The 26,736-nt window shown below is 58.1% G+C and carries 26 protein-coding genes and 3 pseudogenes; 10 read left to right on the forward strand and 19 right to left on the reverse strand.

Annotated features, from left to right (window positions below; genetic code table 11):
- Positions 1-401 precede the first annotated feature (401 nt).
- From ACYVIT_RS20160 to ACYVIT_RS20185, 6 genes and pseudogenes are all read right to left on the reverse strand, one after another.
- Complete coding sequence (locus tag ACYVIT_RS20160) at positions 402-1,739, reverse strand: tyrosine-type recombinase/integrase (protein ID WP_415804260.1); 1,338 nt, start codon at positions 1,737-1,739, stop codon at positions 402-404.
- 290 nt (positions 1,740-2,029) lie between these two features.
- Entirely contained in the window at positions 2,030-2,407 is a 378-nt protein-coding gene (locus ACYVIT_RS20165) for a helix-turn-helix domain-containing protein (protein ID WP_460478283.1), read from the reverse strand.
- A complete protein-coding gene (locus tag ACYVIT_RS20170) occupies positions 2,404-2,688 on the reverse strand; it encodes a type II toxin-antitoxin system HigB family toxin (RefSeq protein ID WP_415804262.1) in 285 nt (94 codons plus the stop codon). Before ACYVIT_RS20170 ends, ACYVIT_RS20165 begins: the two co-directional genes overlap by 4 nt.
- A pseudogene (locus tag ACYVIT_RS20175) lies at positions 2,666-2,764 on the reverse strand (IS66 family transposase); the annotation flags it as partial. The pseudogene ACYVIT_RS20175 and the gene ACYVIT_RS20170, both read right to left, overlap by 23 nt.
- Positions 2,765-2,982: 218 nt before the next feature.
- Positions 2,983-3,276, reverse strand: a complete 294-nt coding sequence (tnpB, locus tag ACYVIT_RS20180; protein ID WP_415804263.1) for an IS66 family insertion sequence element accessory protein TnpB — start codon at positions 3,274-3,276, stop codon at positions 2,983-2,985.
- A gap of 47 nt (positions 3,277-3,323) precedes the next feature.
- Entirely contained in the window at positions 3,324-3,581 is a 258-nt protein-coding gene (locus ACYVIT_RS20185; protein ID WP_415804264.1) for a hypothetical protein, read from the reverse strand.
- A gap of 245 nt (positions 3,582-3,826) precedes the next feature.
- Here ACYVIT_RS20185 and ACYVIT_RS20190 point away from each other — a divergent pair, with 245 nt between their 5' ends.
- Together ACYVIT_RS20190 and ACYVIT_RS20195 are read left to right on the forward strand one after the other, a co-directional pair.
- Positions 3,827-4,630: an alpha/beta fold hydrolase gene (locus ACYVIT_RS20190; protein ID WP_415804265.1), complete on the forward strand. Its 804-nt coding sequence runs from the start codon at positions 3,827-3,829 to the stop codon at positions 4,628-4,630.
- Positions 4,627-5,670, forward strand: coding sequence for a M29 family metallopeptidase (locus ACYVIT_RS20195; protein ID WP_415804266.1), 1,044 nt, complete (start codon positions 4,627-4,629; stop codon positions 5,668-5,670). Before ACYVIT_RS20190 ends, ACYVIT_RS20195 begins: the two co-directional genes overlap by 4 nt.
- A gap of 18 nt (positions 5,671-5,688) precedes the next feature.
- On the opposite strand, the gene ACYVIT_RS20200 is transcribed toward ACYVIT_RS20195, so the two are convergent.
- Entirely contained in the window at positions 5,689-6,468 is a 780-nt protein-coding gene (locus ACYVIT_RS20200; RefSeq protein WP_415804267.1) for an IclR family transcriptional regulator, read from the reverse strand.
- Positions 6,469-6,591: 123 nt separating this feature from the next.
- Here ACYVIT_RS20200 and ACYVIT_RS20205 point away from each other — a divergent pair, with 123 nt between their 5' ends.
- The 7 genes from ACYVIT_RS20205 to ACYVIT_RS20235 are packed head-to-tail and all read left to right on the forward strand — an operon-like array spanning position 6,592 to position 13,983.
- Complete coding sequence (locus ACYVIT_RS20205) at positions 6,592-7,569, forward strand: Bug family tripartite tricarboxylate transporter substrate binding protein (protein ID WP_415804268.1); 978 nt, start codon at positions 6,592-6,594, stop codon at positions 7,567-7,569.
- Between the two features lie 14 nt (positions 7,570-7,583).
- Positions 7,584-9,881, forward strand: a complete 2,298-nt coding sequence (locus tag ACYVIT_RS20210) for a xanthine dehydrogenase family protein molybdopterin-binding subunit (RefSeq protein ID WP_415804269.1) — start codon at positions 7,584-7,586, stop codon at positions 9,879-9,881.
- Positions 9,882-9,889: 8 nt separating this feature from the next.
- A complete protein-coding gene (locus ACYVIT_RS20215) occupies positions 9,890-10,687 on the forward strand; it encodes a CoxG family protein (RefSeq protein WP_415804270.1) in 798 nt (265 codons plus the stop codon).
- Positions 10,688-11,551, forward strand: a complete 864-nt coding sequence (locus ACYVIT_RS20220) for an FAD binding domain-containing protein (RefSeq protein ID WP_415804271.1) — start codon at positions 10,688-10,690, stop codon at positions 11,549-11,551.
- A complete protein-coding gene (locus ACYVIT_RS20225) occupies positions 11,548-12,048 on the forward strand; it encodes a (2Fe-2S)-binding protein (RefSeq protein ID WP_415804272.1) in 501 nt (166 codons plus the stop codon). Before ACYVIT_RS20220 ends, ACYVIT_RS20225 begins: the two co-directional genes overlap by 4 nt.
- Positions 12,049-12,056: 8 nt before the next feature.
- Positions 12,057-13,277, forward strand: a complete 1,221-nt coding sequence (locus ACYVIT_RS20230) for an FAD-dependent oxidoreductase (protein WP_415804273.1) — start codon at positions 12,057-12,059, stop codon at positions 13,275-13,277.
- A 4-nt stretch (positions 13,278-13,281) separates the two neighbouring features.
- Positions 13,282-13,983, forward strand: a complete 702-nt coding sequence (locus ACYVIT_RS20235; RefSeq protein ID WP_415804274.1) for an isochorismatase family protein — start codon at positions 13,282-13,284, stop codon at positions 13,981-13,983.
- Between the two features lie 128 nt (positions 13,984-14,111).
- Here the strand turns inward: ACYVIT_RS20235 and ACYVIT_RS20240 are convergent, their stop codons facing one another.
- The 8 genes from ACYVIT_RS20240 to ACYVIT_RS20275 form a co-directional block, all read right to left on the reverse strand.
- The gene (locus tag ACYVIT_RS20240; RefSeq protein WP_415804275.1) at positions 14,112-15,773 is read right to left on the reverse strand and encodes a long-chain-fatty-acid--CoA ligase; all 1,662 of its coding nucleotides are present in this window, start codon (positions 15,771-15,773) and stop codon (positions 14,112-14,114) included.
- Between the two features lie 30 nt (positions 15,774-15,803).
- Positions 15,804-16,787, reverse strand: coding sequence for a Bug family tripartite tricarboxylate transporter substrate binding protein (locus ACYVIT_RS20245; protein ID WP_415804276.1), 984 nt, complete (start codon positions 16,785-16,787; stop codon positions 15,804-15,806).
- A gap of 73 nt (positions 16,788-16,860) precedes the next feature.
- Positions 16,861-18,012, reverse strand: coding sequence for an acyl-CoA dehydrogenase family protein (locus ACYVIT_RS20250; RefSeq protein ID WP_415804277.1), 1,152 nt, complete (start codon positions 18,010-18,012; stop codon positions 16,861-16,863).
- Positions 18,013-18,023: 11 nt separating this feature from the next.
- Positions 18,024-19,220: an acyl-CoA dehydrogenase family protein gene (locus ACYVIT_RS20255; RefSeq protein WP_415804278.1), complete on the reverse strand. Its 1,197-nt coding sequence runs from the start codon at positions 19,218-19,220 to the stop codon at positions 18,024-18,026.
- 113 nt (positions 19,221-19,333) lie between these two features.
- Positions 19,334-20,251: an SDR family NAD(P)-dependent oxidoreductase gene (locus ACYVIT_RS20260; RefSeq protein ID WP_415804279.1), complete on the reverse strand. Its 918-nt coding sequence runs from the start codon at positions 20,249-20,251 to the stop codon at positions 19,334-19,336.
- A gap of 14 nt (positions 20,252-20,265) precedes the next feature.
- Positions 20,266-21,138, reverse strand: a complete 873-nt coding sequence (locus tag ACYVIT_RS20265; RefSeq protein WP_415804280.1) for a MaoC/PaaZ C-terminal domain-containing protein — start codon at positions 21,136-21,138, stop codon at positions 20,266-20,268.
- Complete coding sequence (locus ACYVIT_RS20270) at positions 21,135-21,545, reverse strand: Zn-ribbon domain-containing OB-fold protein (protein ID WP_415804281.1); 411 nt, start codon at positions 21,543-21,545, stop codon at positions 21,135-21,137. The genes ACYVIT_RS20265 and ACYVIT_RS20270 overlap by 4 nt, the downstream gene beginning before the upstream one ends.
- A gap of 4 nt (positions 21,546-21,549) precedes the next feature.
- On the reverse strand, positions 21,550-22,713 hold the full coding sequence (locus tag ACYVIT_RS20275) for a thiolase domain-containing protein (RefSeq protein WP_415804282.1): 1,164 nt from the start codon (positions 22,711-22,713) through the stop codon (positions 21,550-21,552).
- Between the two features lie 245 nt (positions 22,714-22,958).
- On the opposite strand from ACYVIT_RS20275, the gene ACYVIT_RS20280 reads away from it, so the two are divergent.
- On the forward strand, positions 22,959-23,672 hold the full coding sequence (locus tag ACYVIT_RS20280; RefSeq protein WP_415804283.1) for a GntR family transcriptional regulator: 714 nt from the start codon (positions 22,959-22,961) through the stop codon (positions 23,670-23,672).
- 813 nt (positions 23,673-24,485) lie between these two features.
- On the opposite strand, the pseudogene ACYVIT_RS20285 reads toward ACYVIT_RS20280, so the two are convergent.
- The 4 genes and pseudogenes from ACYVIT_RS20285 to ACYVIT_RS20300 form a co-directional block, all read right to left on the reverse strand.
- Positions 24,486-24,845: pseudogene (locus ACYVIT_RS20285) on the reverse strand (helix-turn-helix domain-containing protein); the annotation flags it as partial.
- A pseudogene (locus ACYVIT_RS20290) lies at positions 24,842-25,077 on the reverse strand (type II toxin-antitoxin system HigB family toxin). The pseudogenes ACYVIT_RS20290 and ACYVIT_RS20285, both read right to left, overlap by 4 nt.
- Before the next feature lie 514 nt (positions 25,078-25,591).
- Positions 25,592-26,470 (reverse strand): exonuclease domain-containing protein, encoded by an 879-nt coding sequence (locus tag ACYVIT_RS20295; protein ID WP_415804284.1) that lies wholly within the window; start codon positions 26,468-26,470, stop codon positions 25,592-25,594.
- Positions 26,471-26,535: 65 nt separating this feature from the next.
- A complete protein-coding gene (locus ACYVIT_RS20300; RefSeq protein ID WP_415804285.1) occupies positions 26,536-26,685 on the reverse strand; it encodes a transposase in 150 nt (49 codons plus the stop codon).
- Between the last annotated feature and the right edge of the window lie 51 nt (positions 26,686-26,736).

Genomic DNA, 26,736 nt, shown 5'->3' on the forward strand with positions numbered 1-26,736 from the left:
AGAATCGAGGCAGCCATGCCGGATGAACGATTGAACTAGGTCCATTCATCCGAATGTTTGCCGACAGCCCACAACGCGCGGCCGCACTAGCGTAAATTGCGGCTGCTTGTCCGCAATTTCGGACAAAGCGCTGCAACCGTCGGACACCGCCTAAACTACGGTTATGGCTCAATATCAATGATTACCGTCAATTACTTGTGCGACATCGCTCGCTCGAAAATATACACGCCGCCCTATCTTTCTCTTGAGTGGCCCCCAGGTCCGAGCAAACTCCGAGCCACCCAACATCGCTACGCGTACGCCATCCCGACTGCGTTTAAGAACCGCTGACAATTCATCCAGCGATAAGAGGATACCGTAGCGCTCAATGAGCTGTTCTTCCGTCTTAGATCTTTCATCTGTCATGACTGCTCCACCTTCAACGAACCTGCGTGTTTGGTCCCGGGCGGAATAGCGCGATCCAACACTCGACGATGTCGATACGGTCGGTACTTCCCCAAGCTGGTATGCCCTCTATCCTGATCGGTTGGGCCTAGAGCAACCTGTGGGGCACTCCCCTCTAGACTTGCTCCGACCAGTCCCTTACGCAAATTCGCCACGCGTTCGGCCGCCTCCCGAATAGGATGATCTTCTGCATGGACGTATCGCATAAACATTGTTGCCGTTTTATGCGCTGTCAGCGCCATGCCAATCTTGACTGACACCCCCGAATTGGCAATGTCAGTAGCGGCCCGATGACGAATACCATGGGTGCCGACGTGAGGTACCTTGGCACGCTCCAAAATACGCGTCCAACCGTTCTTATAGGTTCCCTCGGACATCGGTTGATCGGCACGAAATACACTTGGGCAGACGTAAGGTGACCCTTCAATGCGAGGCGCCGAAATCAGAAGCTGATACGCATCTTCGCTCATGGGTTTCGATATTTTCCCCGTCTTGCTGTCCGGCCACTCGATGCGGCGATTCTCAAAATCCACCCACGCCCATTCCATCTGCCTGATCTCAGACATACGTGCTGCGAAAGAAAACTGCAGACGTATGCCTAGGGTCAATAGTGGATGCTCCAAGCCCTCCGCATCCGCATGATCCAGGTACTCGTAGATGCGCACAAGCTCCTCGTCAGTGATGAAGCGGGTTTTCCCCTTCTCCGGGTACATCGGTACATGACGGCAAGGATTCGAGCCATCCGGACGATACCCCCACACCTCTGCCATGTTCAGCATCTTGCGCAGGCATGCGAACGCACGATTGATCGTGGAAGGAATGCGCGAATAGGCACGCATCATTTCACTCACATCGGCACGTGTCAGATCTGGCACCTTGATGCGGCCCAAGGCCGGAATGATGTAACGGTCGATATGCTCTTGGTATGTTTGAACCGTGCTGGGCTTGTTGCGCGGCGTCGAGTACTCCTCAATGAATTGTTTGCACAATTCATTGACAGTCAAAGCTCGACGGGCCGCAGCCTTCTCCGCGCTGGGATCGTGCCCCTTGCGAATATCGGCAAGCCAGTCTCGTGCAATCTCTCGCGCCTGGTCAACGGTCAATTCTCCAAGGCGACCGATGGTCGGCTTACGGCGCTCCCCCGCATTTGTGCGATACTGAAGGGCAAATATCTTCTTGCCCTTGGTGGTGACTTTGCAAACGAAGCCAGGAACGAGCGTGTCACGCAGTTCGTAGTCCTTGGCCGCAGCTGCGGCAGTTTCCACAACGGTTTTGGTTAGCTTCAAAATAGCCATAACGCCTCCTGTTAAATGACGATTTCCAGGAACCAAATAGGAGCCACGGGAGAGCGAAACTCACCCAAAATCGTCCAATTACAGCGTAATGCTAAATTGATCCGACCCTCCGGAAAACCAAGCCTAGCGCGGCTTAGCGGGTTCCAGCGGGTTTTATCATCTCAAATTCCGTCATTCTCAAAATCCCCCTCCGCAAGGCGTGCCGGTTCGATTCCGGCCCTGGGCACCAGAATTTAAAAAGCCGCTACTGCAAATGCAGAGCGGCTTTTTGTTTGGTTCTAGGAAAGAGACTATGCGTGGGCCATCGGCCGAATCAAACTCTCTGCCGGAATACCAAGCTCTTGATGCAAGCGCCAAATCATCGGCAACGTCAGATTACGCTTACGACTCAACACCTCATAGACGCGATTACGTTTGCCTATCATTGGCTCCAAGTCTTTCGGCATGAGGCCACCCTGCTCCATTCTGAACTTAATGGCCTCGACAGGATCCGGTAGATCGATCGGATAGTGTTTGGCCTCATAGGCCTGAACCAACGTAGTCAAAACATCGAGCAGATCACCATCAGGCGTACCCGATTCCGGATCCGATTCCATTAGTCTCGAAATTGTCTTTAGAACCGACTTGTAATCGGCCTCAGTATGTACGGGGCGGATTTCCATAATCACTCCATTTCCGCGGTTTCGGCGTCAATCTTGTCATATTCAGCGTGCGTGCCAATAAACTTCACGTAAACGATACCGAGCTTGAATGCAACAGCAACTATTAGTCGGTGGTCATTACCTTTTATATTGAAAACCACATGCCGATTCTTGAAGATGCTAGCGCTGCGATAGTGCGCCTTGATATCAGCAGGCTGAGTCCACTGCGCTTTAGCAATCTCATCTACCCATGCCTTAATGGACTGCTCCGCATCTGGATGCTTGTTGCACAGGCGTTTCGTCGGCATGGACCACGCGATGCGTCAGGATGGCTTGGCGCAAGGCATCGGCCAACGGCTGCAGTTGCACGCCGCACACGCCAACCCCTGTGATCTCGTGAGTCAGTTGCGCGATTCTGGTGTCCTTGAAGCGGATCTTGTCTTCTAACGCCTGACGCTCGGCCCAGCTGTCCTGCAGCAACTGGCGCAAGGCGTCTGCGTCCAGGTTTGCGAGGTCGGTAGCGGGCGGCGTGATCATAGCCCTCAGTTGCCATGTTCACCCTGGTGAGGTTATTGGCGCATGCCCCGATTGCGCGCTACCGGTCACAGACTATCGATAATTCCGCTTGGTCCCATTCGATGCCAGGGCAAGCCGATGACCAGGGCCTGCAACTGCTCTTCGGTTAGCGTCAGACCTGGGGAGTCAGGACGTGGCCGCGTGAATCGACCTTGATTCAATCGTCTGGCAGCCAGCCAGACGGCAATGCCGTCATGAACCAGCACTTTTAGGCGGTTGGCTCGGCGGTTTGCAAATAGGTATGCATGATGAGGGTGGGCAGCACCGAACACCTTTACGACTCGGGCCAACGCAGTCTCGGTACCCGCGCGCATGTCCATTGGTTCGGCCGCAGCCAGATTTGGTCGATGCGGATCATCGCATGACGTCACGTAACCAGGCTGCGCATCGATCCGTCTGTGTGATCGGCCAACGTATGGATGCCTTGAGTTGGCTCATGATGTCCGAGTCGCTCGTGTTCGAGCATCCACCGACGCAACAAATTGGGATTGATCCCGTGATCCATTGCAATCGCCGTCAGCGATTTACCCGGCTGCTGACAACTGGCGATCAATTCCAACATCTGCGGAATCAGCGTCACGACATCGACCAGCACGCCGTAAGTCTGTTCAACAAGACTGCGCATAGCGGTCGAGATCGGTTTTCAGGCTGGCCGGCTGACCGATTCTATTCCGGTACATCACATTATTCGCCTACCCGTAGGTTTGAATATCCAGATTGACCTGAGAATTCCTGCTGATAGAATATAGTTCTGCCTAACGCACCACTATTCCTTTTTTCGCTGTGAGGAGGTGGCCGGTTGAAGGCAGACAGATAACGGTGGCAACTAGCCAAAAAGGAGGTGACGTGAATACGGGGACAGGAGCGCATGTGCGTGCGAACGGTATTCGCCAGCACTATTTGCACTTCGCCGGCGCTGGCCGCAACGTGCTCATTATCCCGGGCATCGTCAGTCCGGCCGCTCTCTGGCGTCACGTTGGGCAACAGCTTTGTGAAGAATATGACTGCCGTATCCTAGACGTAAGAGGACGCGGACTATCCGAAAGCGGCCCACATTTAGATTACGGCGTAACTGCCTGCGCCTACGATATAGTCGCGTTCGTTCAGACCACAGGTATGGAACAACCCATCGTGGTGGGTCATTCCATGGGTGGACGAATCGCGCTCCGCGCTGCCACGCTATCGCCTGGACTTTTCGGCGCACTCGTGCTGATTGACCCCCCCACTAGCGGCCCCGGCCGGAGATCCTATCCAGTGCCGAAGTCCAGAACCCTGGCCTTGTTGCGCGCGGCCCATCGTGGTGAAGCGCTTGAGTGGATGCAACAAAGTGGCGCCGCCCCATGGCCAGGCAAACTGCAGCAGCTGCGTGCGGAATGGCTGGCTACCTGTGACGAGCGCGCTGTGCACGTTGCCTACGACGATTTTCATAATGAAGATCTTTTCGCTGATCTCGCACAGACGAAGGAACCACTTTCGATGCTCTGTGCGGGCAAAGGCGGGGTCGTTTCCGACGCAGATGTCACGGAGATGCATCAGTTGCGCAGCGATATTTCGGTCGCGCGCCTACCCGGCGTAGGCCACCAGATGCAGGCCGAGAACTTTGAGGCATTCAAACAGGCGTTGGGCGATATTCTTGCCCAGCATCATCAGACCATCGAGAGGAACAGCAATTGAAACTGGACGCGGAAGTACTGGATCTGTTCACGAGAGAATTGAGGCTATGCGGCGTCAAATCGGGAGAAACGGTCGTAGTATTGACCGCCGATGATGAATGGCAAGAGAACGCAAATGCTTTTATGGCCGCGGCCCAACACCTGGAAGCAACGACCTTCAATCTGAATGTCCGCCGCAGCCAGCAAAACGCGGTGGGTGTGCAAGGGCGACATCCCGTTGTGGGAAATGAACTCGCAATGCGGACGCTCAAGTCGGCGGACATGGTAATCGATATGGTTGGCCTCTTATTCTCGCGCGAACAGGCGGAAATCCAGGCCGCCGGCGTACGTATTCTTCGCGTAATGGAACCCTTTCACGTATTAAAGCAGATGTTCCCTACCGAAGATTTGCGGCGTCGCGTCGAATACGCCAAGGAGATGCTCGAGCAAGCAAGAGAGCTTCGGTTCACCTCTGATGCGGGCACAGACGTCACCTATCAGTTGGGCCAGTACCCTGTGATCTCAGAATATGGCTACACCTATGAGCCTGGCCGTTGGGATCACTTCCCGTCGGGATTTTCTTTCACACAGGGTAATGATGGCGGAGTCAACGGCACGGTCGTGTTGCAGCCAGGCGATATTCTTTGCGCGTTCAAGAAGTATGTTGAGTCGCCGGTGACATTGAAGATAAAAAATGGCAATGTCGTGGACATATCAGGCGCGGGCGTTGATGCACAACTGATCGATAGCTACATCAAGAGCTTCAGTGATGACCGGGCCTATGCGATTTCACACATAGGCTGGGGGCTCAACGAGAAAGCGCGTTGGTACCAGTTCTCGGTGACACGCCAATTGCCGGCCGAACATGTGATGAACGCGTTGTCGTTCTATGGCAATGTACTTTTTTCTCTGGGGCCAAACCTGGAAGTGGGGGGAGACAACGACACGGCTTGCCATCTGGACTTGCCTATGCGCCGATGCAACCTTTGGTTAGATGGAACACAGATTCTGAAAGATGGCGACGTCATTCACCCTGCAATGCGGGTCGATCACCACGCTTGAATGACCCGTGGGATCGCCCTAGTCTGCCGACTCACCCAATGCGACGGAGCTGTCCGCTGGACGCCAACTATCGAATATAGTGGCATCACCACCCAGCCGGCGCGTCAGATCGGCCGAGGCTGCCAGCAAGCGGACGGACATGGCCGAAATCAACTCTGCAGAGAATCGGGCAGCCGGCCCGGAGATGGCTAGGGCCCCACGCAGATTTCTCTGAGGGCCGAATACGGGTGCCGCGATTGCAGCAATATCTGGCTCGCGCTCGCCGATCGTAATAATGTAGGGCTGCACGGGAGCCTGTGATCGAGGAGTGATCGCCGGGTCGAACGCCATCAGAACCCGGCCCGCCGCTCCTTTATCGAGCGGCACGAGGTCGCCGGTTCGGATATGGTCCCGGATCGATCGCGGCGAGTCCACCCGGAAAAGACAGACGCGGTGGTTGCCCTCGCGAGTGAAAAACGACGCCCCCTCTTCAGTCTCCTGAACAAGCCGACGCAAAATCGGTGGCACATGATCGTCCAGACGCAGAGCAGATTGGTAAAGCCCGCCCCAGTGCAACAGCATCGAACCTAGCTGATAGCTTCCGTCGTCCAAGCGCACGATGCAATGCTCCTGCACCAACGTTGCTAAGAGGCGCAGGATAGTGCTCTTGTACATCTTGGTTCGGCGAGCGATTTCGTTCAGCGATAAGGAACTGTCGCCCGCACGAAAGGCGTTGAGTATAGCAATCGCCCGCTCTACTGCGGCAACGCCTCCCGCTTTTACATCATTATCCGGAGCTTCCGACATTTGTTCACTCAATTTTCTAGTGCATATCCTAGTTGACATTGTAGCGTACTGTTAGGCAGAATACAGTTCCTCTTAACAGAACACGGGGCTGCAGCTCTTGCTGTTGCGTCCTATAACTTCCCAGGGGTATCCACGATGCATAACGTAAGCTGGAAGAAGCTTTTCGCAAGCCTGGCCTGTGGCAGTCTTTGTTTGATGGGCGCAGCCAACGCCGAGCAGTATCCGGACAGACCCATCACGCTCATCGCGCCCTATCCACCGGGCGGAGCCACTGATCTGTACGCCCGCTCGGTCGCGGCGGGCCTAGACGAGCTGGGCCAGTCGGTCGTGGTCGAGAATCGCGCAGGCGCGTCTGGGATCATTGGTGCAGACTACGCAGCCCGGATGGCGCCTGATGGCTACACGATGCTGATCGGCGCGTCTTCCATGTTTTCCGTGCTGCCGCTGCTCAGCGAACGGATGAGCGGCGTCTACGAGAAGATCGAACCTATCTCCATTCTCGGATTCAATCCGTCGTACGTGGTTGTGCCCGCGACGCTGCCAGTCAACTCCATCCAGGAATTAATTGCCTACCTCAAGAAGAACCCCGGCAAATATGGCTACGGGTCCGCCGGAGCTGGCACCTCGCAGCACGTGTTCATGGAACTCTTCAAGCAGCGCGCTGACGTCGATGTGTTTCCGGTGCAATACAAGGGGAGCGGCCCCATGGTGATCGACCTGATCGCCGATCGAGTCGTCATGGCAATCGAGCAGGGGCCTGCGGTGCTGGCCTACATCAAGTCCGGCAAGTTGAAGGCGCTTGCCGTCACGACGGCAAAGCGATCCGAAGCCTTGCCCAACGTTCCCACGTTGGCTGAAACCGTGCTTCCGGGCTTCGACGTTGTTACCTGGTTTGCCCTCTATGCGCCCAAGGGTGTGCCGCAGAACGTCATCGACAAGGTCGTGCCGCAAATCGCCAAGACGATGGCTTCGGAAGAGGTCAAGAAGCGCTTGGGCGCTGTGGGCGTCGAAGCCGCGTCCAGCACGCCCGAAGACGTTGTAAAGCGGCAAGCCGCCGAGACTGCATTGTGGACGGACGTGATCGCGCGTTCGAAGATCTCGCTCGAAAACTAAAACCCGGCCTTCTCATGCATTCCAAGCCTCTGTTTTCGCTCAGCACCGAGCCCCGCTCAGACTATATTGAAAAAGTCACGGGTGCGGCAGTCTACGCGAGCGACATCGCCATACCGAACATGCTGCACGGCAAGATCCTGCGCAGCACCGTGCCGCACGCTCGCATTGCGAAGCTGGACCTGAGCGCGGCACTTGCAATTCCGGGCGTTGTGGCCATCCTGACAGGCGACGACCTCAAAGACCTGCCGGGTGCCGAGATCCGGTGGGGACTATCGTTGCGCGATCGTCCGGTCATTGCGCTGGAAAAAGTACGTTACGTGGGCGACCCTGTTGCCGCGGTGGCCGCGATCGACGAGGCCACAGCAGAAGAAGCCGTCGATGCCATCGTTGTCACTTATGAGACGCTGGCGCATTCGACAACGGCGCAAGAGGCTCTTGCCGAGGGCGCCGCACTGGTCCACGAAGATATGGATGTCCTCAAGGACTATTATTTTCGAGGGCATTGCACGCCAATCGAGGGAACCAACCAGTTCCAGCAATGGGCCTATGAAAGTGGCGACGTCGATCGCGTGTTCCAGGGCGACGTCCGGATCTTTGAGGATACTTTCACTTTTCCCATGGTTTTCCACTATGCGATGGAGCCGCACGTCTGCATCGCAGACTGGAAGCCCAACTCGTTGGAGATCTGGAGCGGAGGCCAGACCCCCACCGCTATCCAGCGCGTCTGTTCAGAAATCCTGGGCATACCGTTGGCCTGCGTCAGGGTGCATTCTCCTTATGTCGGAGGCGGGTTCGGCGGAAAGGCATCGGTAAAGATCGATCCCCTGGTGGCGGCACTATCTTGGAAGGCACGGGCGCCCGTTCGGGTCTGCCTGACGATCGCCGAGTCGATGTTGACCTGCCGCCGCCTTGACGCCGAGGTGGAGCTCAAGACGGCTGTAGATAAAAGCGGCAGAATCGTTGCGAAGTCGGTGCGCGCCGTGCTGAACGGGGGCGCGTACGCGGATACAGGGCCCGCCATCGCCGTCAAGGCCGCGATCCGGGCGATCGGGCCGTATCACATACCCAATCTTCGACTTGAGGCCGTAGGCGTTTACACGAACACGGTACCGGGCGCTGCATTCCGGTCTATCGGGGGCCCGCAGGCTGTATGGGCTACCGAGTCGCAGATGGACATCATTGCCGACGCCATGGGTTATGACCCAGTCGAATTCAGGATGCGCAACCTGGCTGAAAAAGGCCAGACCCTGAAGCACGATCTGCGGCCGATCGACGTCGATATGCGGCGGTCGTTACGTGCGGCGCTCGACACGCTCAAGAATTTGCCCGAGTCCCGCCACGAAGGGCGACGCGGGGTCGGTGTGGCTGTGGGAGCGACTGATCCCGGAATCATGCCGATCGGCGGCTCTATCGTTCGCTTGCGTGCTGACGGCTCCGTGAATGTTTCGGCGAATACGGTTGAAATCGGGCAAGGAAGCCGTGGGGTGCTTCGCATTATTGCCGCCCAGACTCTGAACCAGCCTTTGCGCATGATCTCTGTCGCGCAGCCGGACACTTTGCAGGCTCCGTATGACTGGGGCACCGGAGCCAGCCGCTCGACAGTCATCATAGGCCTGGCTGTGCAAATGGCATGCGAAGACATCGTGCGCCAAGTGCGCGACACCGCTGCCCAAGTGCTGGGAGGAAACCCGGACGACTACAAACTGGTGGACGGCGCAGTCGAAGGGCCACAGGGATCTATTGCATTGATGGAGCTTCTGCGACGCTTCAACGGCATGGCTGCGGGCGAGTTCCTGGGCGTCGGCCGCGTCAATCCCAACACCAAGGACGGCAGTTTCAAACTGCAGCCGCTGTTCTGGGAGACGGGAGCCGGGGCATTTGAAATTGCTCTCGACGAAGGAACAGGTGCCATCAAGGTTTTGAGGGCGGGCGGTGCCGCCGACCTGGGCCACGTGATGAATCCCAAGGCCGCCGAAGGCCAGGACGAAGGCGCCATGGTAATGGCGCTGGGCCACACGCTGTCAGAGGAATACATCTACGAAGACGGCCAGGTCGTGAACGGAACACTCTTTGACTACAAGGTGCCCACGATGGAAGAGCTGCCCGATCAGGTTGGAACCACCCTGATAGAGAGCGGTGACGGACCCGGCCCATTCGGATCACGTGGCGGCGGCGAAGGAGCGATCCTGCCTGCGGCGCCCGCCGTAGCCAATGCTCTGTTCCAAGGCTGGGGAATCCGGTTGAAGGAACTGCCATTGACTCCAGAGCGCGTCTGGCGCGCGTTAAGAGACAAAACCCTAAACGAGAAATAAGCGACGCCATGGATTTCAGAATCGACGCACTATTACCGGCCACTGCCGCGCAACTGTGGGCCATCTTCTTCGATGTACAGCGGGTTGCTGCCCTCATTCCGGGTTGCGAGGACGTCGCCGAGGTAGAAAAACTCAAAGAGTTCGCCGCAGTCATGCGGCAGAAGATCGGGCCTTTCAAGCTGGAAGTGCCGACCCGCATCATTATCGAGTCCTACGATATAGAGCGGCAGGTTTCCCTGAAAGCTGCCGGCAAAGACAAGGCTACGGGCACGACCATCGACGTAGGCATGGTTGTTAATCTCGAAGAACGGCGCGACGGCAAGGACGTGGTGTGCAAGCTGGACGTCAGCGCCAGCATGCAAGTCGCAGGCCGTCTTGCTTCCCTGGGCTACCCGATTGTGCGCAAGCGTTCAGAGCAACTTTTTGCCGAGTTCGAGCAACGCTTGCGCGCCGAACTGTCGAACCTGGATGGCGTCCGAGCCGTGGCGCCGGAACCGCAGCCCAGTGCGCCGGGCAGACCGGCACCCGACAGAAAACCGCATGCCGCCGAATCTGCAGTGCAGATCGAGCCCGCGCCTTCCAGCACCGCAGCACGGCAACAGGAGCCCACGCATTTCGCGCCTGCACCGCCTGCACCTGAAAAGGGCCGCACCGAACTGGTTTTTCTTTGGCCCAGGCTGGGTATCAACGTAGCCGTCGCCATCGGGGTCGCACACGGTGCGGTCGCGTTTGGCCAGTCGCCGTGGTGGTGGCTGGCCGCTCCTTTACTGGGCGCGGCTGCGAGCCTGGGCAAGCGAGGTGGCTGAATGCGTGCCAAGAAATTCTTTCTGCACCGGCCTGGCAGTCTCGAAGAGGCCATTGCGCTAAAGAAGCAGTATGGCGACGCCGCCGCGTTCCATGCTGGGGGGACAGAGCTGCTGGTCGCGTTGAAAGCCCATGTCTTGCGATACGAGCATGTAATAGATCTCAAGCAAATTGATGAGCTAAAAGGGGTGCGGCTAAGAAGCGACGGCACGATAGCAATCGGGTCGCTGACTACGCACGACAAGATCGCGAATGACCCGATCGTGCGCGAATCGCTGCCGGGGTATGCCGAGCTGAGCGAGCATGTTGCCAATATCCGAGTCCGGATCGCGGGCACCCTGGGGGGCGTGCTTTGCTTTGCCGAGCCCCACGCCGACGCGCCGACCATGCTCTGTGCCCTGGACGCCTGGCTGGTCCTGGCTGGCCCTGATGGGCAACGTGAAGTCATGTCCAGGGATTTTCATCTCGGCGAGTTCGCAACGGCTCGCCAGGAAGACGAAATCTTGGCGTCGATCGATATCGCGCCTCAGTCATCGGGCACCCGATCGGCTTACCGAGCGTTCGGGCATACCGAGCGGCCCGCCGTGGGAGTGGCCGCCGTCTGGTCCATAGACAACCCGCAACGCCTGAGCCTATGGGCCGGCGCGATATCCGCCAGGCCTACTCGACTGGGGCGAGCGGAGCAAGTGGCGGCCGGCCTCTCCCCCGACCTGTGCGCTGACGAGATATGGAATCACCTGCGGCTTGCCGTGGCCGAAGATGCCGAAGACATCGACGCCCATGACGACCTCCACGGCGGCGCCGACTACAAACGCCATCTTGTATCCGTTCTTGCCGAACGGGCTCTTAAAGCGTGCTTGCCATGAGCCAGACCGAATACGAATTTCCCATAATGCGCGTGGATTTCAATCTCAACGGCAAAGCCACTTCCGTGGACATCGAACCGTGCGAGATGTTGATCGACGTACTGCGTGACCGCTTGCAGCTGAAGGGAACCAAGCGATCATGTGACGTCCAAGTCTGTGGTGCTTGCACGGTTCTTGTGGACGGGAACCCGACTTCCAGTTGCACCACGCTGTGTGCCGACGCGCACGAACGTGACGTGACGACCATCGAAGGGCTGGCGAATGGCAAAGAGCTGGACCCCGTCCAGCGCGCATTCATCGCGCACGGCGCCTTGCAGTGCGGATTCTGCACGCCGGGGATGATCCTGTCTGTCAAGGCGATGTTGGCGCGCCACGAGAAACCATCTGAAGAGACCGTACGCCATTATCTGCGCGGCAATATTTGCAGATGCACCGGCTACGTCAAGATTCTTGAGGCCATCATGGACCTCATTCAAAACCCATCGCACTATCAATAGAGGAACAAATGTCTGATTCCAAGAACACTCGTCCTCGGCCGCACGTGATTATTGCGGGCGCCGGAATGGGAGGGCTGACCCTCGCAATCGCTTTGTTGAAAAAAGGATTCGACGTCGACATCTATGAGCAGTCGTCCGAGCTGCGCGAGGTAGGCGCGGGATTGTGGATCTCGGCGAATGGCGCGCGGGTCATGGAGGCGCTTGGCCTGACCGAAACACTGCAGCGCATCAATCTTCCGCCGAAGGACCGGCTTATCCGGTACTGGAAGACCGGTGAGGGAAAATCGGTCTACAACCTGCGAGGCAGTACGCCTAAGGCAGACCATACCCTGATTCAAGTGTTGCGAGCAGAGCTGCAGCGCGTACTGTATGAAGCGGTTATCAGCATCAAGCCGGATGCGGTTCATTTCGGGGCCCGCTCGCTCGGCGCTGAAACCGTCGATGGGCGCGCCCGGCTGCTACTTGACGATGGCCACCATGTGGATGGCGATGTGGTCGTCGGCTGCGATGGCGCGCATTCCCGGGTCCGCCAGTCAATGTTCGGTCCCGCGCCCGCCCGCTATACCGGTGCGCTGGCTTGGCGCGGCCTTGCGCCGATGAAAAACCTGAAGCCGCAGCACCGCGAGGCCCTGGCCTCCACATGGGTAGGGCCCACGGCGCATGTCACCACCTACCCGGTCCAGCGCGATGGCGAAATGTTTGTCAGTTTCTCGGCCCAGGTCGATAGCGATACTTGGCACACCGAGTCATGGTCCGAGAAAGGCGATCTCGCCGATGCGCTGAACGATTTCGCGGGCTGGCACCAGGACATCATCGATCTGTTCGTCGGATCGGAAAACCTGTTCCGCTGGGGGTTGTTCGTCCGTGATCCGCTCGAATCATGGTCGAAGGGGCAAGTGACCCTGGTTGGGGATGCCTGCCATTCCATGACACCCTACCTGGGGATGGGGGTTAACCTGACCATGGAGGATGCTTTCGTTCTGTCACGTTGCCTGGAGCAAAACGCGGACACCATTCCCGAAGCGCTGCAAAGATACGATCGCGCCCGGATCGACCGCGCCAATCGCACCAAGGCCGAGTCGCTGAACATGTTTGGCATATTCCATAGCCCCGATCTCGCGGAAAGCGCCACCGCCTGGCCGTACATCCACAAGCACTGGTCAGAGCAGGCCGTCAGTGAGCGCTACGACTGGCTGCTTCAGTACGACGCTACCTCTGTGGAGATCTGACACCATGAATGAAGTTCAGGGACAACGTGTACGCCCGTGGGATGGGGTCATTCCAGACGAAGAGCTCAACATATATCGGACGGCGGGCTGGGGAGCGCAGACCGGGATAGGTCAGCGCCCCGCGCTGCTGGTTATCGATGTGCAATACCGCTCAATGGGCTACGAGCCTATGCCCATTGAGCAGGCCATCAAGAGCATGCCTACTAGTTGCGGTGAGCACGGCTGGCGCGCCGTACCGCATATCGCCCAACTGTTGGCCGAGTTCCGGAGAATAGGTGCACCCGTGCTGTATCCGCATGTCGCCCCGAAACGATCCCACGATCGTGGCCAGTTCGAAGCCAAGGTACCCGGCGTCATGAACGTGTCGGCGCCTGACTATGACTTCGTCAAAGAGGTCAGCCCACAAGAAGGCGACATCCAGATTCCAAAACACCAGGCAAGCGCCTTTCACGGTACTGCACTTGCAAGCTACCTGGTTGGCCTTGGCGTGGACACGGTGGTGGTCACGGGCTGCACGACCAGCGGTTGTGTCAGGGCCACCGTAGTTGATGCTTGCGCGCTGAACTATAAGGTGGTGGTACCCCAGGACGCCGTTTATGACCGGTCGCAGATATCGCATGCCGTAAACCTGTTCGACATGGCAAGCAAGTACGCCGATGTAATGCCGACAGTAGATTTGGTAAGTCTTTTGCAGACTGGCGGTTAACTTCGTTCTATGGAGATCGGGTTGCCTATTGCGGCAACCCTTTTCCATTTCGGAACCCTGATTTTGAAGAATGCAGCCATTGATCGGATAGTTTTACGGGCACTGCGTGATTGGATCTGGCAAGGCCGTCAAATCTGCGCAGGCTCGGCTCGATCTTTTTCCCGCTGAGCTTCCTGAAGTTGTCGCCATGCGATCTTGCCAGTGGCCAATTTGGGAAGCTCATCCACGAAATCTACCAGCCTGGGGTATTTATAGGCTGCCATCCTGACCTTGCACCAGTCGATGATGTCTGCAGCAGCGACACGTTCCTTTGCAGCGTCATGCAGCACAATCACGGCCTTGACCGTCTCGCCCCGATACGGATCGCTGGCGGCTATCACACAAGCCTCCCGCACATCCGGATGCTCATGAAGCAATGCCTCGATTTCGGTGGGCCATACCTTGTAGCCGGAGGCATTGACCATGCGCTTGAGCCGGTCGACGATAAAAAAATAACCTTCTTCGTCCACATAGCCCAGATCGCCAGTGCGAAAGAAGCTTTTTTCGTCCAACTCGATGAATGCTTCGCGCGTCGCCTGTTCATTGTGCCAGTAGCCTTTGAACATCTTATCGCTGGATATGACGATCTCGCCCACCTCGCCTTGCGACAGCTCCCTCATGCTCTCGGGGTCCGCGATGCGCGCATCCGTGTCGAACAGAGGTACACCCAAGCATTGATGCTTAAAGTGCGCCGCCGGGTTGCCCATAAAGGGCATACCCTCGGACAAGCCATAGCCTTCCAGAAAATCGACTCCCATCAGCGCCTTGATGCGTTCCCCCACCGCTTGGGGCATGCCGGCCCCGCCGCCGCCAAGACGTCTAAGCGAGCGCAGATCATAGCTGGCGATCTGAGGACTTGCCAGGAAGTCAATAAGCATGGTCGGCATCGTATTCCAATGCGTCACCCTGTGCCTAGCAATCAGCTCGGCTGCAGCGTCCCGATTCCAGCGCTGCAGCAGGACCAGCGTCCCCCCAACGTAAATAGGAACGTTCATCATGTTCTGCATGCCCGTGATATGAAAGAAAGGTAGCGCCGCCAAGACTACCGTTTCCGACTGCATGCCCATCCAATGCGCCACTGTGTTGGTGCTCGCCATCATCGACTGATGCGTATGCATGCAGCCTTTGGGGCTGCCGGTGGTCCCCGAGCTGTAGAGGATCACCGCCAATTGTGCAGGGTCATGCGCGACAGGATGGCTTGGCACGCGCCCGGCCGTCATGGCAGACTCGAAGTCATACACCACTGGCGCCGCAGCGGGCGGCAGTCGAGCTGGGGCGTCGCCCGTCGACGCCTGTCTGTTGGCAACAATCACCGCCACAAGATCTGCGGCGCCGTCCATGGCCAACAGTTCGTCCAGGTTCTCCTTGCTACAGAAGGCGACACGCGCCTCGCTGTCGGCTCGATAGTGCCCGATCTCTCCACGCTTGTTCATCGGATTCACGGGTACCAGCGCGGCGCCGACGCGCAGGATCGCGTAGTAGGCGATGATGAACTCGCGGCAGTTCTGCATGTACACCATGACTCGCTCCGCGCCTTGGACGCCCAGGTCCTGCTCCAGAAAACCAGCCAGCTGGTCCACTTGATCAAGCAGTTCACGGTACGTCAGGGAGCCGAACGAATCGATCAGGACCGTCTTTTCAGGGAAGCGGGTCGCCGATACGACCAAGTTGAAGTAAAGGTTCGTGGCCGGCGTCGTCAACTGATACGGAAGATGCTGAGGCCAAGTACGGATATTCTGCGGTTTCGTCATGGGACCTTATCCACATTCCTTGGAAAGCGGTCAATCGAGGGTGATATTGAAGTCGGCGATCGCCTTAGCCCAGGTTTGCCGGTCGTGGACCACGCGCTTGCCGAAGGCTTCTTCGTCGGCTCCGGTCGGCTCCTGTCCGGTCGCCAGAATACGCTGCGCAATATCCTGACGCTGCACGGCTTTGGTGATAGCTCGCGATAGCTGCGCCACGATAGCTTTAGGGGTGCCAACAGGGGCGAAGACGCCACACCATCCGCTGGCATTCATTTCGGGGAAGCCAGCTTCGATAAAGGTGGGCACGTTCGGAAGCAGAACTGACCGCGTAGGGTTCGCCACAGCAAGTATGCGGATCTTGTCGGCATCGGCATGCTGCTTGTATGTGCCGACGGCGCCCCAACCGCTTGTGACGCGGCCTGCGAGAACGTCCTGCAACGCAGGCATCTCCCCACTATAGGGAACGTGCAACAGTTTGATGCCGGCATGCTGGGAGAACTGCTCTGCCCAGATGTGCGCCGAAGTCCCTTTTCCGTAAGAGGCGTAGCTCAGCGTCTCGGGCTCCGTCTTGGCAAGTGCGACGAACGACTTCAAATCGGTCACCGGCAAGTTGCTGCCCACCCCGAACACGACCGGTGTATTAGACACTTCTGCAACAGGAGCGAGATCGCTCAACCGATAGGATGGCTTCTTGTGCAGCAGATCGGCTTGCAGGACGCCCGTGTGCGTGACAAGCAACGTATACCCATCGGGTTCCGCTTGCGACACGGTTGTAGCAGCGATCATTCCGCCTGCACCGGTCTTGTTCTCCACAACGACTGGCTGCTTGAACTCCTTGGTGAGTTCGTCACCGAGGATTCGCGCGATCGTGTCGATGCTGCCTCCCGGGCTGGTTGGCACGATAAGCTTGATTGGCCTAGCGGGAAAGTTGGACTGCGCGACAGCCAAGGTACCCGCTGATGTCAGCGCAGCAGCAATAATGAGGTTCCTGCAACACGAGGAAATAATGCGACGCTTCATGATGACTCCTTTGCTGTATCGAACAAGGAAACCAGTCGGTTACCGTGGGGAAGGAAATGAGCCGCATACCATTTCAAGTCAAGGCGCTATCTTCAAAAAAAGCAGGCTGCGCAGCGAACCGGGCCAGGTGATGGTCCGTGTCCCCCAACATCAGTTCGATTACCGTAAGCCTCTTGACGTAGTGGGAGACGGGCAGTTCGTCCGAAAGCCCCATCCCGCCATGCAACTGCACCGCTTGCTGAGCGATGAACTTCAGGGCCTGCCCGACACGCGCCTTGGCGGCTGATGCCATCCGCCTGCGATTCTGCGCATCGGTGGCAGCCGACAGCTTCGCTGCTGCCAGCGTGGCGATGGCGCGCGCCTGGGCCAGATGGATGGCCATGTCTACCATGCGGTGCTGCAATACCTGAAAGCTGCCAATTGGCACACCGAACTGCTGACGCGTTTTCAAGTACGCGAGCGTCGCGGCGTTCAGAGAATCCATGGCGCCGACGGCTTCACCGCACAGCAGCACGATGCCGTAGTCAGTCACGGCCTCCAGAGGCTCCCATCCAGCGCCTTCGGAGCATAGCAAGAGCGACGCCGGCAAGCGGACATTCGATAGCTCGACGTCGGCCGCGCGCATTCCGTCGATGGTTCGGTATTCGCGCATTGAGACACCAGGCGTGTCGGTCGGCAATAGAAAAAGGGAGATGCCGCTCGTTTCACGCTGCGCGCCCGAAGTACGGACAGACACGATTAGGTGGTCGGCCTGTGCGCCATGTGTCACGACCGTTTTCATACCGTCGAGCACGTAATCGCCCTCTCTCGCCCTGGCAGTTGTCGCGATGTCGAACAGGTCGTGCCTAGATTGCCGTTCTCCTAGTGCGCAAGCCAGCTTGAGCCGGCCTGCCGCGACCTCTTCCAGCCGTGCGTCATGTCCGCCCGACAGTTTGAGGAACTCCGCGCCCATCGCCGTTGAGAAGCAAGGCTCGACCACCAGACCGCGCCCTAGCTCCTCCATCACGATCAACATGTCCACGGCGCTGCCCTCGAATCCGCCCACGGACGCCGGCAAGGCCAATGCCATAGCGCCGAGTTCGGCCAGCGCGCGCCACGCTTTCTCGGATGTGCCGAGCTCGCCATGGATGGTAGCGCGGCGCTGCTCGAAGCCGTAGTCCTTTTCAATCCAGCGGCGTAGCGCGTCGGCGAATTGCTGTTGTTCCTGCGTATAGTCGAAGTTCATGATGACCCTCCTTACAGGCCCAGTACGAGCTTGGCGACGACGTTCTTCTGGATTTCGTTAGAGCCGCCGTAGATCGCTATCTTTCGATGGTTTAGGTACAGCGACGCGAGGGGCGCCGCGTCGTCGTTCTGCGTGATGCAGTGTGCGCGCTCCCCGGCGAGGAACGCAGGATCAAAGGGTGCACCATAGGGCCCCACCGTCTCGAGCATCAGCTCGGTGATAGCCAGTTGGATCTCACTGCCCTTGATCTTCAACATGGAAGCCTCTGGGGCCGGCGACGTCCGGTGACCCTCCTGAGAGATGGTCTTCTGTACGAGCATTTCAAGCGCCATCAACTCGATCTCCAAGGAGGCCACCTTGATGGCGAACACTGGATCCCTCATCAACGACTCGCCGTTCTTGCGCTGCTTGTGTGCCAACTGTTTGAGCAGCCGCAACTCCCGCTTGGAGCGCCCAACAGCGGCGATGTTGGTGCGCTCATGCCCCAGGAGGTACTTGGCATAGGTCCACCCGCGGTTTTCCTCGCCGATCAAGTTGTCCACCGGCACTCGGACGTTATCGAAGAACACTTCGTTAACCTCGTGCTCCTCATCGAGCATAATGATGGGCCGCACCGTGATGCCGGGGCTGTTCATGTCGATCAACAAGAAGGAAATTCCTTCCTGCTTGCGCGCCTTCGAATCGGTACGCACGAGGCAGAAAATCATGTTGGCGTACTGCGCCCACGTCGTCCAAGTCTTCTGGCCATTCACAACGTAGTGGTCGCCGATGCGTTCGGCGCGGGTCTTAACCGCAGCCAGGTCGGAGCCAGCATCCGGCTCCGAATAGCCCTGACACCACCAGTCGTCGCAGTTCAGAATACGCGGCAGGTAATGGCGCTTCTGCGCCTCACTGCCGAAGGCCATGATGACCGGTGCCACCATGTTGACGCCAAAAGGCATGATAATCGGAGCACCGGCCACAGCGCACGCCTCGTCCCAGATGTGGCGCTGCACTGCTGTCCAACCGGTTCCACCGTAATCGACCGGCCAACTGGTCCCCACCCATCCTTGCGCGGCCACGATTTTGTGCCAACGCACGAAGTCCTCACGACTCAGCCGCCTGTGGTTGAGCACCTTGTCCCGTAGATCCTCGGGCAAATTCTGCTGCAGCCATGCGACCACGGTATCGCGGAATGCCAGGTCCTGCGGGCTATACGTCAGATCCACGTTATCTCCAATTATGACTATTTCGACTCAAAGAGAGGACAAGGCACACCGCCATTCGCGGCACAGCGGCATCGCCATATCGCAGATGCCCCAACCGGTAATTGCGCCGACGCTTAGACAGGCGGCCAGTTGAAGACGTCCGCCGTCTCCTCCAGTGGCGTGAGCGCGCTGCGCACCGCTGGCAGCGCATGCTCGGCGATGCTTTGCACCGTCCAGCCTTCGGACTGGTGCACGGACTTGACCGGGCGCGGCTGGCTCATAAGCATGATTTCGTTGCCACGTACGGCGAACACCTGGCCATTAACATCCGCGGCCAAGTCACTGGCCAGAAAGACCGCCAGAGGCGCAACCTTGGCCGAGGTCATCAGTTGCTGCTTGCGCTGAGCTGCCAACCTCTGGGCGTCGGTCGTGATGGGCACTGACGCGACCATGCGCCCCCAGGCGAACGGTGCGATGCAATTAGAGCGCACACCCGAACGTTGCATATCAATGGCGATTGTGCGCGATAGACCAACGATGCCCATCTTGGCAGCCGCATAGTTGGCCTGCGCGCGGTTGCCAACTAGGCCCGAAGTAGATGTCATGTGGACGAAGGACCCGCCGCCCTGCTCCTTGAAGAGCCCAGCTGCCGCTCTGCTGGTATAGAAGGAGCCGTACAGATGCACCTTCATGACGGCGTCCCATTCTTCTTCGCTCATCTTATGGAAGTAGCGGTCTCGCAGAATGCCGGCATTGTTGACCACGCAGTCGATTCGCCCGAAGCTGTCGACCGCCTGTTGGATCAGGCGTTGCGCACCTTCGCGCGTGGCAATGGAGTCCGTGTTGACGGCAGCTTCGCCACCCGCGGTGCGGATTTCCGCCACCACCGCCGCTGCCGGCCCTGCATCACTTCCCTCGCCACTGAGTGACACACCAATGTCGTTCACCACCACGCGCGCGCCAGCTTGCGCCAACTGCAGTGCGATGTCGCGGCCGATACCGCCTCCGGCCCCCGTGACCACAGCTACCTTTCCTAACATGGATTCGTTCATGAATTCACCTTTAATCATTTAAAACGCGCCTGCGCGTGGCTGATCACCACGACCCCACGCGCGACCACGTGGCCCTCGAGCGCCACGTGGTCGCGCTCGTCCCACATTCGGAACTCGATCTCCTCGGCCGGGTAGATCGGCGCCGAAAAGCGTGCGTCCAGAGCGGTCAGCCGTTGTGCGTCGCTCGCCGCGAAGGCCCGGATGGCCGCCATGGCCGCGAAGCCATAGGTCGCTAGCCCGTGCAGGATGGGTCGGGGAAAGCCCGCGCGCTGCGCCGCCTGCGGGTCGATATGCAGTCGATTGTTGTCGCCGCACAACCGATACAGCAACGCTGCATCAGCACGCACGGAGTACTGCACGCGCAGATCCGGCTCGCGCGCCGGCGAAGCAATCAGCGCCGGCAGGGGTTCGTCGCCCAAGACGAGATCGTCTGCCCCGGTCGCCGAAAACCCCCCATCGCCGCGACAGAAGAACAGTTGCCAAGCGCGCCCGTAGCGATCGCCACTCTCCGATTGCAGCGTCTTGCACACTGTTATCAGTGCGCCCTTTCCCGCCCCCTTATCGACGATGCGGCACACACGCGAAATACCAACGACGCGGCCATGTACAGGCAAGGGACGCTCCAACGCAATCCGCTGCTCGCCGTGGACGAGGCGCGCGGCATCGATCTCCATCGACTTCTCATCACGCGCCCAGAAACCTGGAGAGGCGATAACGGCGGCCATGGAAGGGACGGCCACCTGGTTGGTCTCGTCCACCAGTTGCAGTTGACGTGCGTCGAGAGGATCGGACACGGCGCCAACAGCCAGCGCATAGAGCGCCGAGTCGCGGGCGGTGTAGTCGTGGACGACTGTGCGGCTCCAAGCCTTGACGGCGTCTAGGTTCACGTGCCCTCTCCCACCCGGTCTAGCACGAAGACCGGCACCCTGACACTACCGGCGCGGCCGAATGCAACGCGCACCGGGGTGCCAACGGCAAGCCGCCCGGGTGCTGCATCCACGATATTGCTGAGCATGCGCACGCCTTCCTCCAACTCAACGAAGGCCAACACCTGCCGGTCCGAGGCCGCACCAGTCACGGTGTACGTATAGATGTGACCCCGGCCGCTGGCTTCGGCCCAATCCACTTCCGTCGAAAAGCAATGCGGACAACTGTGGCGAGGGTAATAGTGAGCACGCCCGCAGACGCGGCAACGACCGTACAGGAGACGGCCCTGCGCGGCGGCGACGAAGAAGGCCTCGTTTTCGGGATTGGTGGCAGGAGCTGGCCACTCGCGGTCATCTGAGAGAAACATGTGATCAATTCCGTCCAAGAATGAGTGTGGCGCTGCCGTGGCGGGCGCCTAGGTTGCCGCCCATGCCCTGCGCCAAGGCGATCTCGCATCCGGGCACTTGCACATTGGGATGGGCTTCGCCGCGTAACTGACGTACCGCCTCGATCACTTTGGTAATTCCGCCGCGATTGGCTGGATGGTTGTTGCATAGTCCTCCGCCGTCGGTGTTGAAGGGAAGTCGGCCAACGCCGGAGATAAGATTGCCGTCCTGCACAAAGCGCCCACCTTCGCCCTTGGGGCAAAAGCCCAAATCCTCTAGCTGGAGCAGCACGGTAATAGTGAAACTGTCGTAGATTGACGCGTACTGGATGTCTGACGGCTTCACGCCGGCCTCGGTGAAGGCCTGCGCTCCCGACTGCGCCGCGCCGGTGACCAGCAGGTCTTCCCAGCTGCTGTAAACGCCGCGCACCGCTTCGCCCGCACCAAGCACGCTCACCACTGGGCGCGCCAGGCTACGCGCAATCTCAGGACGGGTGACCACCAGCGCACCGCCTCCGTCGCTAACCACACAGCAGTCGAGCCGATGGAGTGGGTTCGCAACCAACGGTGAGTTGATGACGTCCTCGACTGTCACGAGCTGCCGCAGCATCGCATAGGGGTTGTGTTGTGCATGCGTAGAGGCTGCAACCTTGATCCAGGCCAGTTGCTCGGCCGTCGTCCCGTGTTCGTACATGTGGCGGCGCGCGACAAGCGCGTAGCCGGCTAGGGTGTTCATGCCGAAGGGCTGTTCGAAGGCGGCGTCCGGCGAGGCGGCGCCGTATTCGCGGGGCTTGGCCATTGACGGATCGGTGCGTGGTTTTCCGGCCAATGTAATCAGGGCGACATTGCATTTGCCCGTCGCGATAGCCTGAGCCGCGTGCGCGACATGGACGAGGTAGGACGACCCGCCCGTCTCCGTGGTGTCCAGGTGCTTCACCCGCAGTCCTAGGTAGTCCAGCATTGAGAGAGGCCCCAGCCCCGGCACATCTCCGGCACAGAAGTAAGCGTCGACGTCCTTGATGGAAAGCCCCGCATCAGCCAGCGCGCCTCGCGCACATTCGGCATGCAACTGGGCGACCGAGTGGTGTTCTGCTTTTCGAAGCGGGTGTTCGAAAGCGCCCGCGATGCACGCTTTTCCCTTGATGGTCATGAGAGGACTTCCGAATGAAACGGTGCCATTGGCGGAGCTGTACAGCGGGCTCCGTGCTAATAGTCCGTGCTGTATTTGTCGGAATATTCTGCTGAACAGAATATCGTTCTGTATTCAGAACTGAATTCTGTCCTAAGTTCAGAGAAAGCGCAATAGGGTTAGAATGGATAGACGTTGGCGTCTTTCGACCCCAACCCCTGGGGCATTTGCGGCCGCCCTTCCGAGAAGACTCACCCTTTGATCGAATGAACGCCTCTATCTCTGCTGTAGACGATTGCGCAATATCTGAAAAAATTGGTGCAACGGTTTACGAAGCGCTGCGTGCAAAAGCAATCACGCACTCCTTCCTTCCTGGCGAACGCCTGAACGAAGGCGTGCTGGCTAACGAACTACGCGTTTCGCGTACTCCGCTACGGGAAGCGCTCAACCGACTGGCTACAGAAGGCTTTTTGCGCTCTGTATCAGGGAAAGGCTTCTTCTTTAGGGAGCTCGACCCAAAGGAGCTTTTTGATCTGTACGAATTGCGTTTGACGGTTGAACTAGCGGCGGTGCAATTGGCTGCCACGCGTGCGAGTACTGAGCAGATTGATGCGCTCGCGGCAATGGTGGGTGACGACGCGACCAGAGAGGAATGTTCGGCAGCAGAGTTAGTGGCTCAGGACGAGCAGTTTCACGAGCGCCTCGTTGCACTGGCCGGAAACGTTGAGATGTGCCGTCTACTGGACAACATCAACGCGCGCATACAATTCGTGCGCTGGATCGATGTGGGTACGCCGACTCGCCGAGCCACGCACCATGACCACAAGGCGATTGTGCAAGCATTGAAGAACGGCAACATCAAATCTTGCACGGCGCGTCTAAGGAAGCACATCGAACGCCGCCAAGACGAGATCATCGAGGCAGCCCACACCCGCATTGCTCAGTTGTTCACTGAACGCGCATCTCGCGTGCGTCGCTGATCTATCGACGGGCAGGTGCCCGGTATGTACCCGGACAGGCACTTCCGAACGTAATGTGATCGAGCTAATGCAGGAACACATGAGCTTCACGAAATTGGCAGATACCGCTCTAAAGCGGTGCCGCTGCCTGCTGGACTATGGCTCACTCGAATCATCAACGGGACTCGTAAGCCCTCGCTGAAAGGGATTGGCTGTGATCGATACGGCCCCTTACCGTCGTTTTTTACCGTTAGAAGCCATTATCGCTAGCAAAATCCTGTTTCAGTGAAGTGGAGATGCACCGTTTGGCCGCCTCTTCATTTAACGCCACATCAGCGTGGCCTTGGTCGGCGGGCTGGTTGACTTAGTCATGGGAAGGCTATCGGGAAAACCAGGTCTGCACCACCGTAACCAGCCGATCGCCTAACCACACCATTGCTTTTTGTGTCCTAGCCCGTACGATACTTGCTCTCCACGCTATCGCCTGCCTTGATTGAGCGCCACAAACGACAGTAGAGCGGCCCCCAAGATGAGCATGCCCGAAATCAGCCAAAGCCCCAGCTGCAACGAGGCCGTGGTGCTCTTCACATAACCAATAAGGCTAGGATGACAAATCCCCCGCCTCAAGGCGTGCCGGTTCGATTCCCGCCCCAACCACCAGAATTTGAAAGCCGCTACTGCTGAACTGCACCCCTAAAGTTGGACACCGATCCAACTTTAGGGGTGTTTTTTTGACGTGCCCCCGGAAATTGGACGGTTTAAAATTGGAGAGGGGTTGCCTATGCAGAGCGGCTTTTTGTTTGGCTCTAGAAAGGAGGCGAGACTATGCGTGTGCCGAATCAAACTCTCAGCCGGAATGCCATGCTCTTGATGCAAGCGCCAAATCATCGGCAACGTCAAATTACGCTTACGGCTCAACACCTCATAGACGCGATTGCGTTTGCCGATCATAGGCTCTAAATCTTTCGGCTTAAGACCGCCCTGCTCCATTCTAAACTTGATGGCCTCGACAGAATCCGGCAAATCGATCGGATAGTGTTTGGCCTCATAGGCCTGAACCAACGTGGTCAGAACATCTAGCAGATCGCCATCAGGCGTACCCAATTCTGGATCCGATTCCATTAGCCTAGAAATTATCTTTAGAGCCGACTTGTAATCGGCCTCAGTATGTACGGTGCGGATTTCCATAATCACTGCATTTCCACGGTTTCGGCGTCGATCTGGTCATATTCGGCGTGCATGCCGACAAACTCCACGTAAACGGTGCCGAGCTTGACCGCAACAACAACTATTAATCGTAGTCATTGCCTTTTGTATTGAAGGCCACACGCCGCCTCTTGAAGGTGCTGGCGCTGCGATAGTCTGCCTTGATGTCAGCAGACTGAGCCCATTTCGCTTTAGCAATCTCATCTGCCCAGGCCTTCAGAGGTTGTTCCGCATCCGGATGCGTGTCCCAGAACTGATTTCAGTCCCAATTGGGGACTACCGCAACCATCTACCCGTCTCACTCGTCGGTCAGTCCCTGGAGGCACCGGTGACATCAATTCTGCCGCAGCAATGCGAGGGCGCGAACGGAATGATGCTAATCAGGCAAGGTGTCCAATAAATCCACGTCATTGACAAATATGACCTTCGCCTTATGTACTGGGCACGACATCTCAACCTCGGAATCAGGGTGTATATGAAGATCATCGCCCCGTAGGCCTTGCCACATTGCCAAGTATCTATGAGAACCATACTTCCTGCCTTTGATAGCAGCCTCAACACCTCCTTTCCACGGAAGCACGACCAACTCGCCCTTTCGGGCTCGCTCCGCCAAATTTGGCTGTTCTCGCGCCAACTCCTTGCCCCTCTCCCAACAGGCTATTAACCCACCATCCTCCCCATGCCAAAGCTGTTTGTTTGACAGCCCTGTTCTGTTGCTTGCTTGTGCTGACCGCTCAATCACCATTCTGCGCTCCCGTCACCATGGCCAAGAAATCACTTTCTCCCAAGACTCTCAAGCAGGCACCCTGAGCAATAAGCGCTTCGGCTTTCAGATGCTTGGAACTCTTGCTCTTGCCCGCCAGTTTCGTAATATCCTGATCCCCAACGACCAAAATGGTCGTCTTTCTGTTCACCCCAGAGGCAATATCACAGCCAACTTCCGCGGCTAGCCTGGCGGCTTCAGGTCGTGACATCGATAACTGCCCAGTGAAAACCACTACCTCTCCTGCGAATGGGCCCTCGGCGTTACCCTCCTGCGCAATAGGTGCGATGTAGCTGCCATCAGGTTTAGGCAATCGCCGCTCGACGCGCTTCAGCCACCAGTCCAACGATTTGCCACTCTCTCTGACCGCACGGACAACGATCATTCCCGCCGCTGTAGCGTCTTCTAATGCGTCATGATGGCGGAATCGGATGCCAAGCATATGGGCAACATTGGCGAGGCCGTAGCCTTTTTGCGCTACCGCCGGCCATGCCCGTCTTGCTACCCGAGCTGAGTCCAGCCATATGCAATCAAACAGTCGCTCTCCAGAGGCGCGAAATGCTTGAGCCAATGCGGCTCGGTCAAACCCTGTATGAGCGACCACAACTGACCCGCGCAGCCTTGTCTCTAACTCTCTGGCCGCCTCGCGGAACGTAGGCGCGCCGGCAATCGCAAGCTCGTCAATGCCGTGGACAGACACGTTTACAGGGTCGAAAAAGTCTTTGGGATCGACCAAGGACGACCACTGATCGACCACCTCCCCACCTCGGAACACGGACAGCCCGATTTGGCAAATACTCGCCATGTTCGGGTTAGCCGTCTCTACGTCAATGGAAACGAAGCTAGGCATAACCTTCACCGAAGTAACAAATCTATTCCAATGGTAGCTCATCTCATCAACAAGCGACCGTAAACCTAGCCGTCGCATTTGCGATCGAACTGCTTGAGCTTGCGCAACTCGCTTATGTCAAAATCGGCGTACTTCTTCTTCCATGTGTAGAAGGTTGTCTTCGACACTCCAGGCTGCCGACAGACGTCGACCCCCGCCGTACCGCTCCCGGCCAACGCACCTGCAATTGAAGAGCCGCTACTGCAATGCTGCCGGGGATCGTAATA

Source organism: Bordetella muralis (assembly GCF_054781015.1).

Excerpts from the sequence above, each read along its gene's own strand:
- ACYVIT_RS20160 (WP_415804260.1), bottom strand. The coding sequence starts at position 1,739 with ATGGCTATTTTGAAGCTAACCAAAACCGTTGTGGAAACTGCCGCAGCT.
- ACYVIT_RS20170 (WP_415804262.1), bottom strand. The coding sequence starts at position 2,688 with ATGCCGACGAAACGCCTGTGCAACAAGCATCCAGATGCGGAGCAGTCC.
- tnpB (WP_415804263.1), bottom strand. The coding sequence starts at position 3,276 with ATGGACATGCGCGCGGGTACCGAGACTGCGTTGGCCCGAGTCGTAAAG.
- ACYVIT_RS20185 (WP_415804264.1), bottom strand. The coding sequence starts at position 3,581 with ATGCGCAGTCTTGTTGAACAGACTTACGGCGTGCTGGTCGATGTCGTG.
- ACYVIT_RS20205 (WP_415804268.1), top strand. The coding sequence starts at position 6,592 with ATGCATAACGTAAGCTGGAAGAAGCTTTTCGCAAGCCTGGCCTGTGGC.
- ACYVIT_RS20210 (WP_415804269.1), top strand. The coding sequence starts at position 7,584 with ATGCATTCCAAGCCTCTGTTTTCGCTCAGCACCGAGCCCCGCTCAGAC.
- ACYVIT_RS20215 (WP_415804270.1), top strand. The coding sequence starts at position 9,890 with ATGGATTTCAGAATCGACGCACTATTACCGGCCACTGCCGCGCAACTG.
- ACYVIT_RS20220 (WP_415804271.1), top strand. The coding sequence starts at position 10,688 with ATGCGTGCCAAGAAATTCTTTCTGCACCGGCCTGGCAGTCTCGAAGAG.
- ACYVIT_RS20225 (WP_415804272.1), top strand. The coding sequence starts at position 11,548 with ATGAGCCAGACCGAATACGAATTTCCCATAATGCGCGTGGATTTCAAT.
- ACYVIT_RS20230 (WP_415804273.1), top strand. The coding sequence starts at position 12,057 with ATGTCTGATTCCAAGAACACTCGTCCTCGGCCGCACGTGATTATTGCG.
- ACYVIT_RS20235 (WP_415804274.1), top strand. The coding sequence starts at position 13,282 with ATGAATGAAGTTCAGGGACAACGTGTACGCCCGTGGGATGGGGTCATT.
- ACYVIT_RS20240 (WP_415804275.1), bottom strand. The coding sequence starts at position 15,773 with ATGACGAAACCGCAGAATATCCGTACTTGGCCTCAGCATCTTCCGTAT.
- ACYVIT_RS20245 (WP_415804276.1), bottom strand. The coding sequence starts at position 16,787 with ATGAAGCGTCGCATTATTTCCTCGTGTTGCAGGAACCTCATTATTGCT.
- ACYVIT_RS20250 (WP_415804277.1), bottom strand. The coding sequence starts at position 18,012 with ATGAACTTCGACTATACGCAGGAACAACAGCAATTCGCCGACGCGCTA.
- ACYVIT_RS20260 (WP_415804279.1), bottom strand. The coding sequence starts at position 20,251 with ATGAACGAATCCATGTTAGGAAAGGTAGCTGTGGTCACGGGGGCCGGA.
- ACYVIT_RS20270 (WP_415804281.1), bottom strand. The coding sequence starts at position 21,545 with ATGTTTCTCTCAGATGACCGCGAGTGGCCAGCTCCTGCCACCAATCCC.
- ACYVIT_RS20275 (WP_415804282.1), bottom strand. The coding sequence starts at position 22,713 with ATGACCATCAAGGGAAAAGCGTGCATCGCGGGCGCTTTCGAACACCCG.
- ACYVIT_RS20280 (WP_415804283.1), top strand. The coding sequence starts at position 22,959 with ATGAACGCCTCTATCTCTGCTGTAGACGATTGCGCAATATCTGAAAAA.
- ACYVIT_RS20295 (WP_415804284.1), bottom strand. The coding sequence starts at position 26,470 with ATGCCTAGCTTCGTTTCCATTGACGTAGAGACGGCTAACCCGAACATG.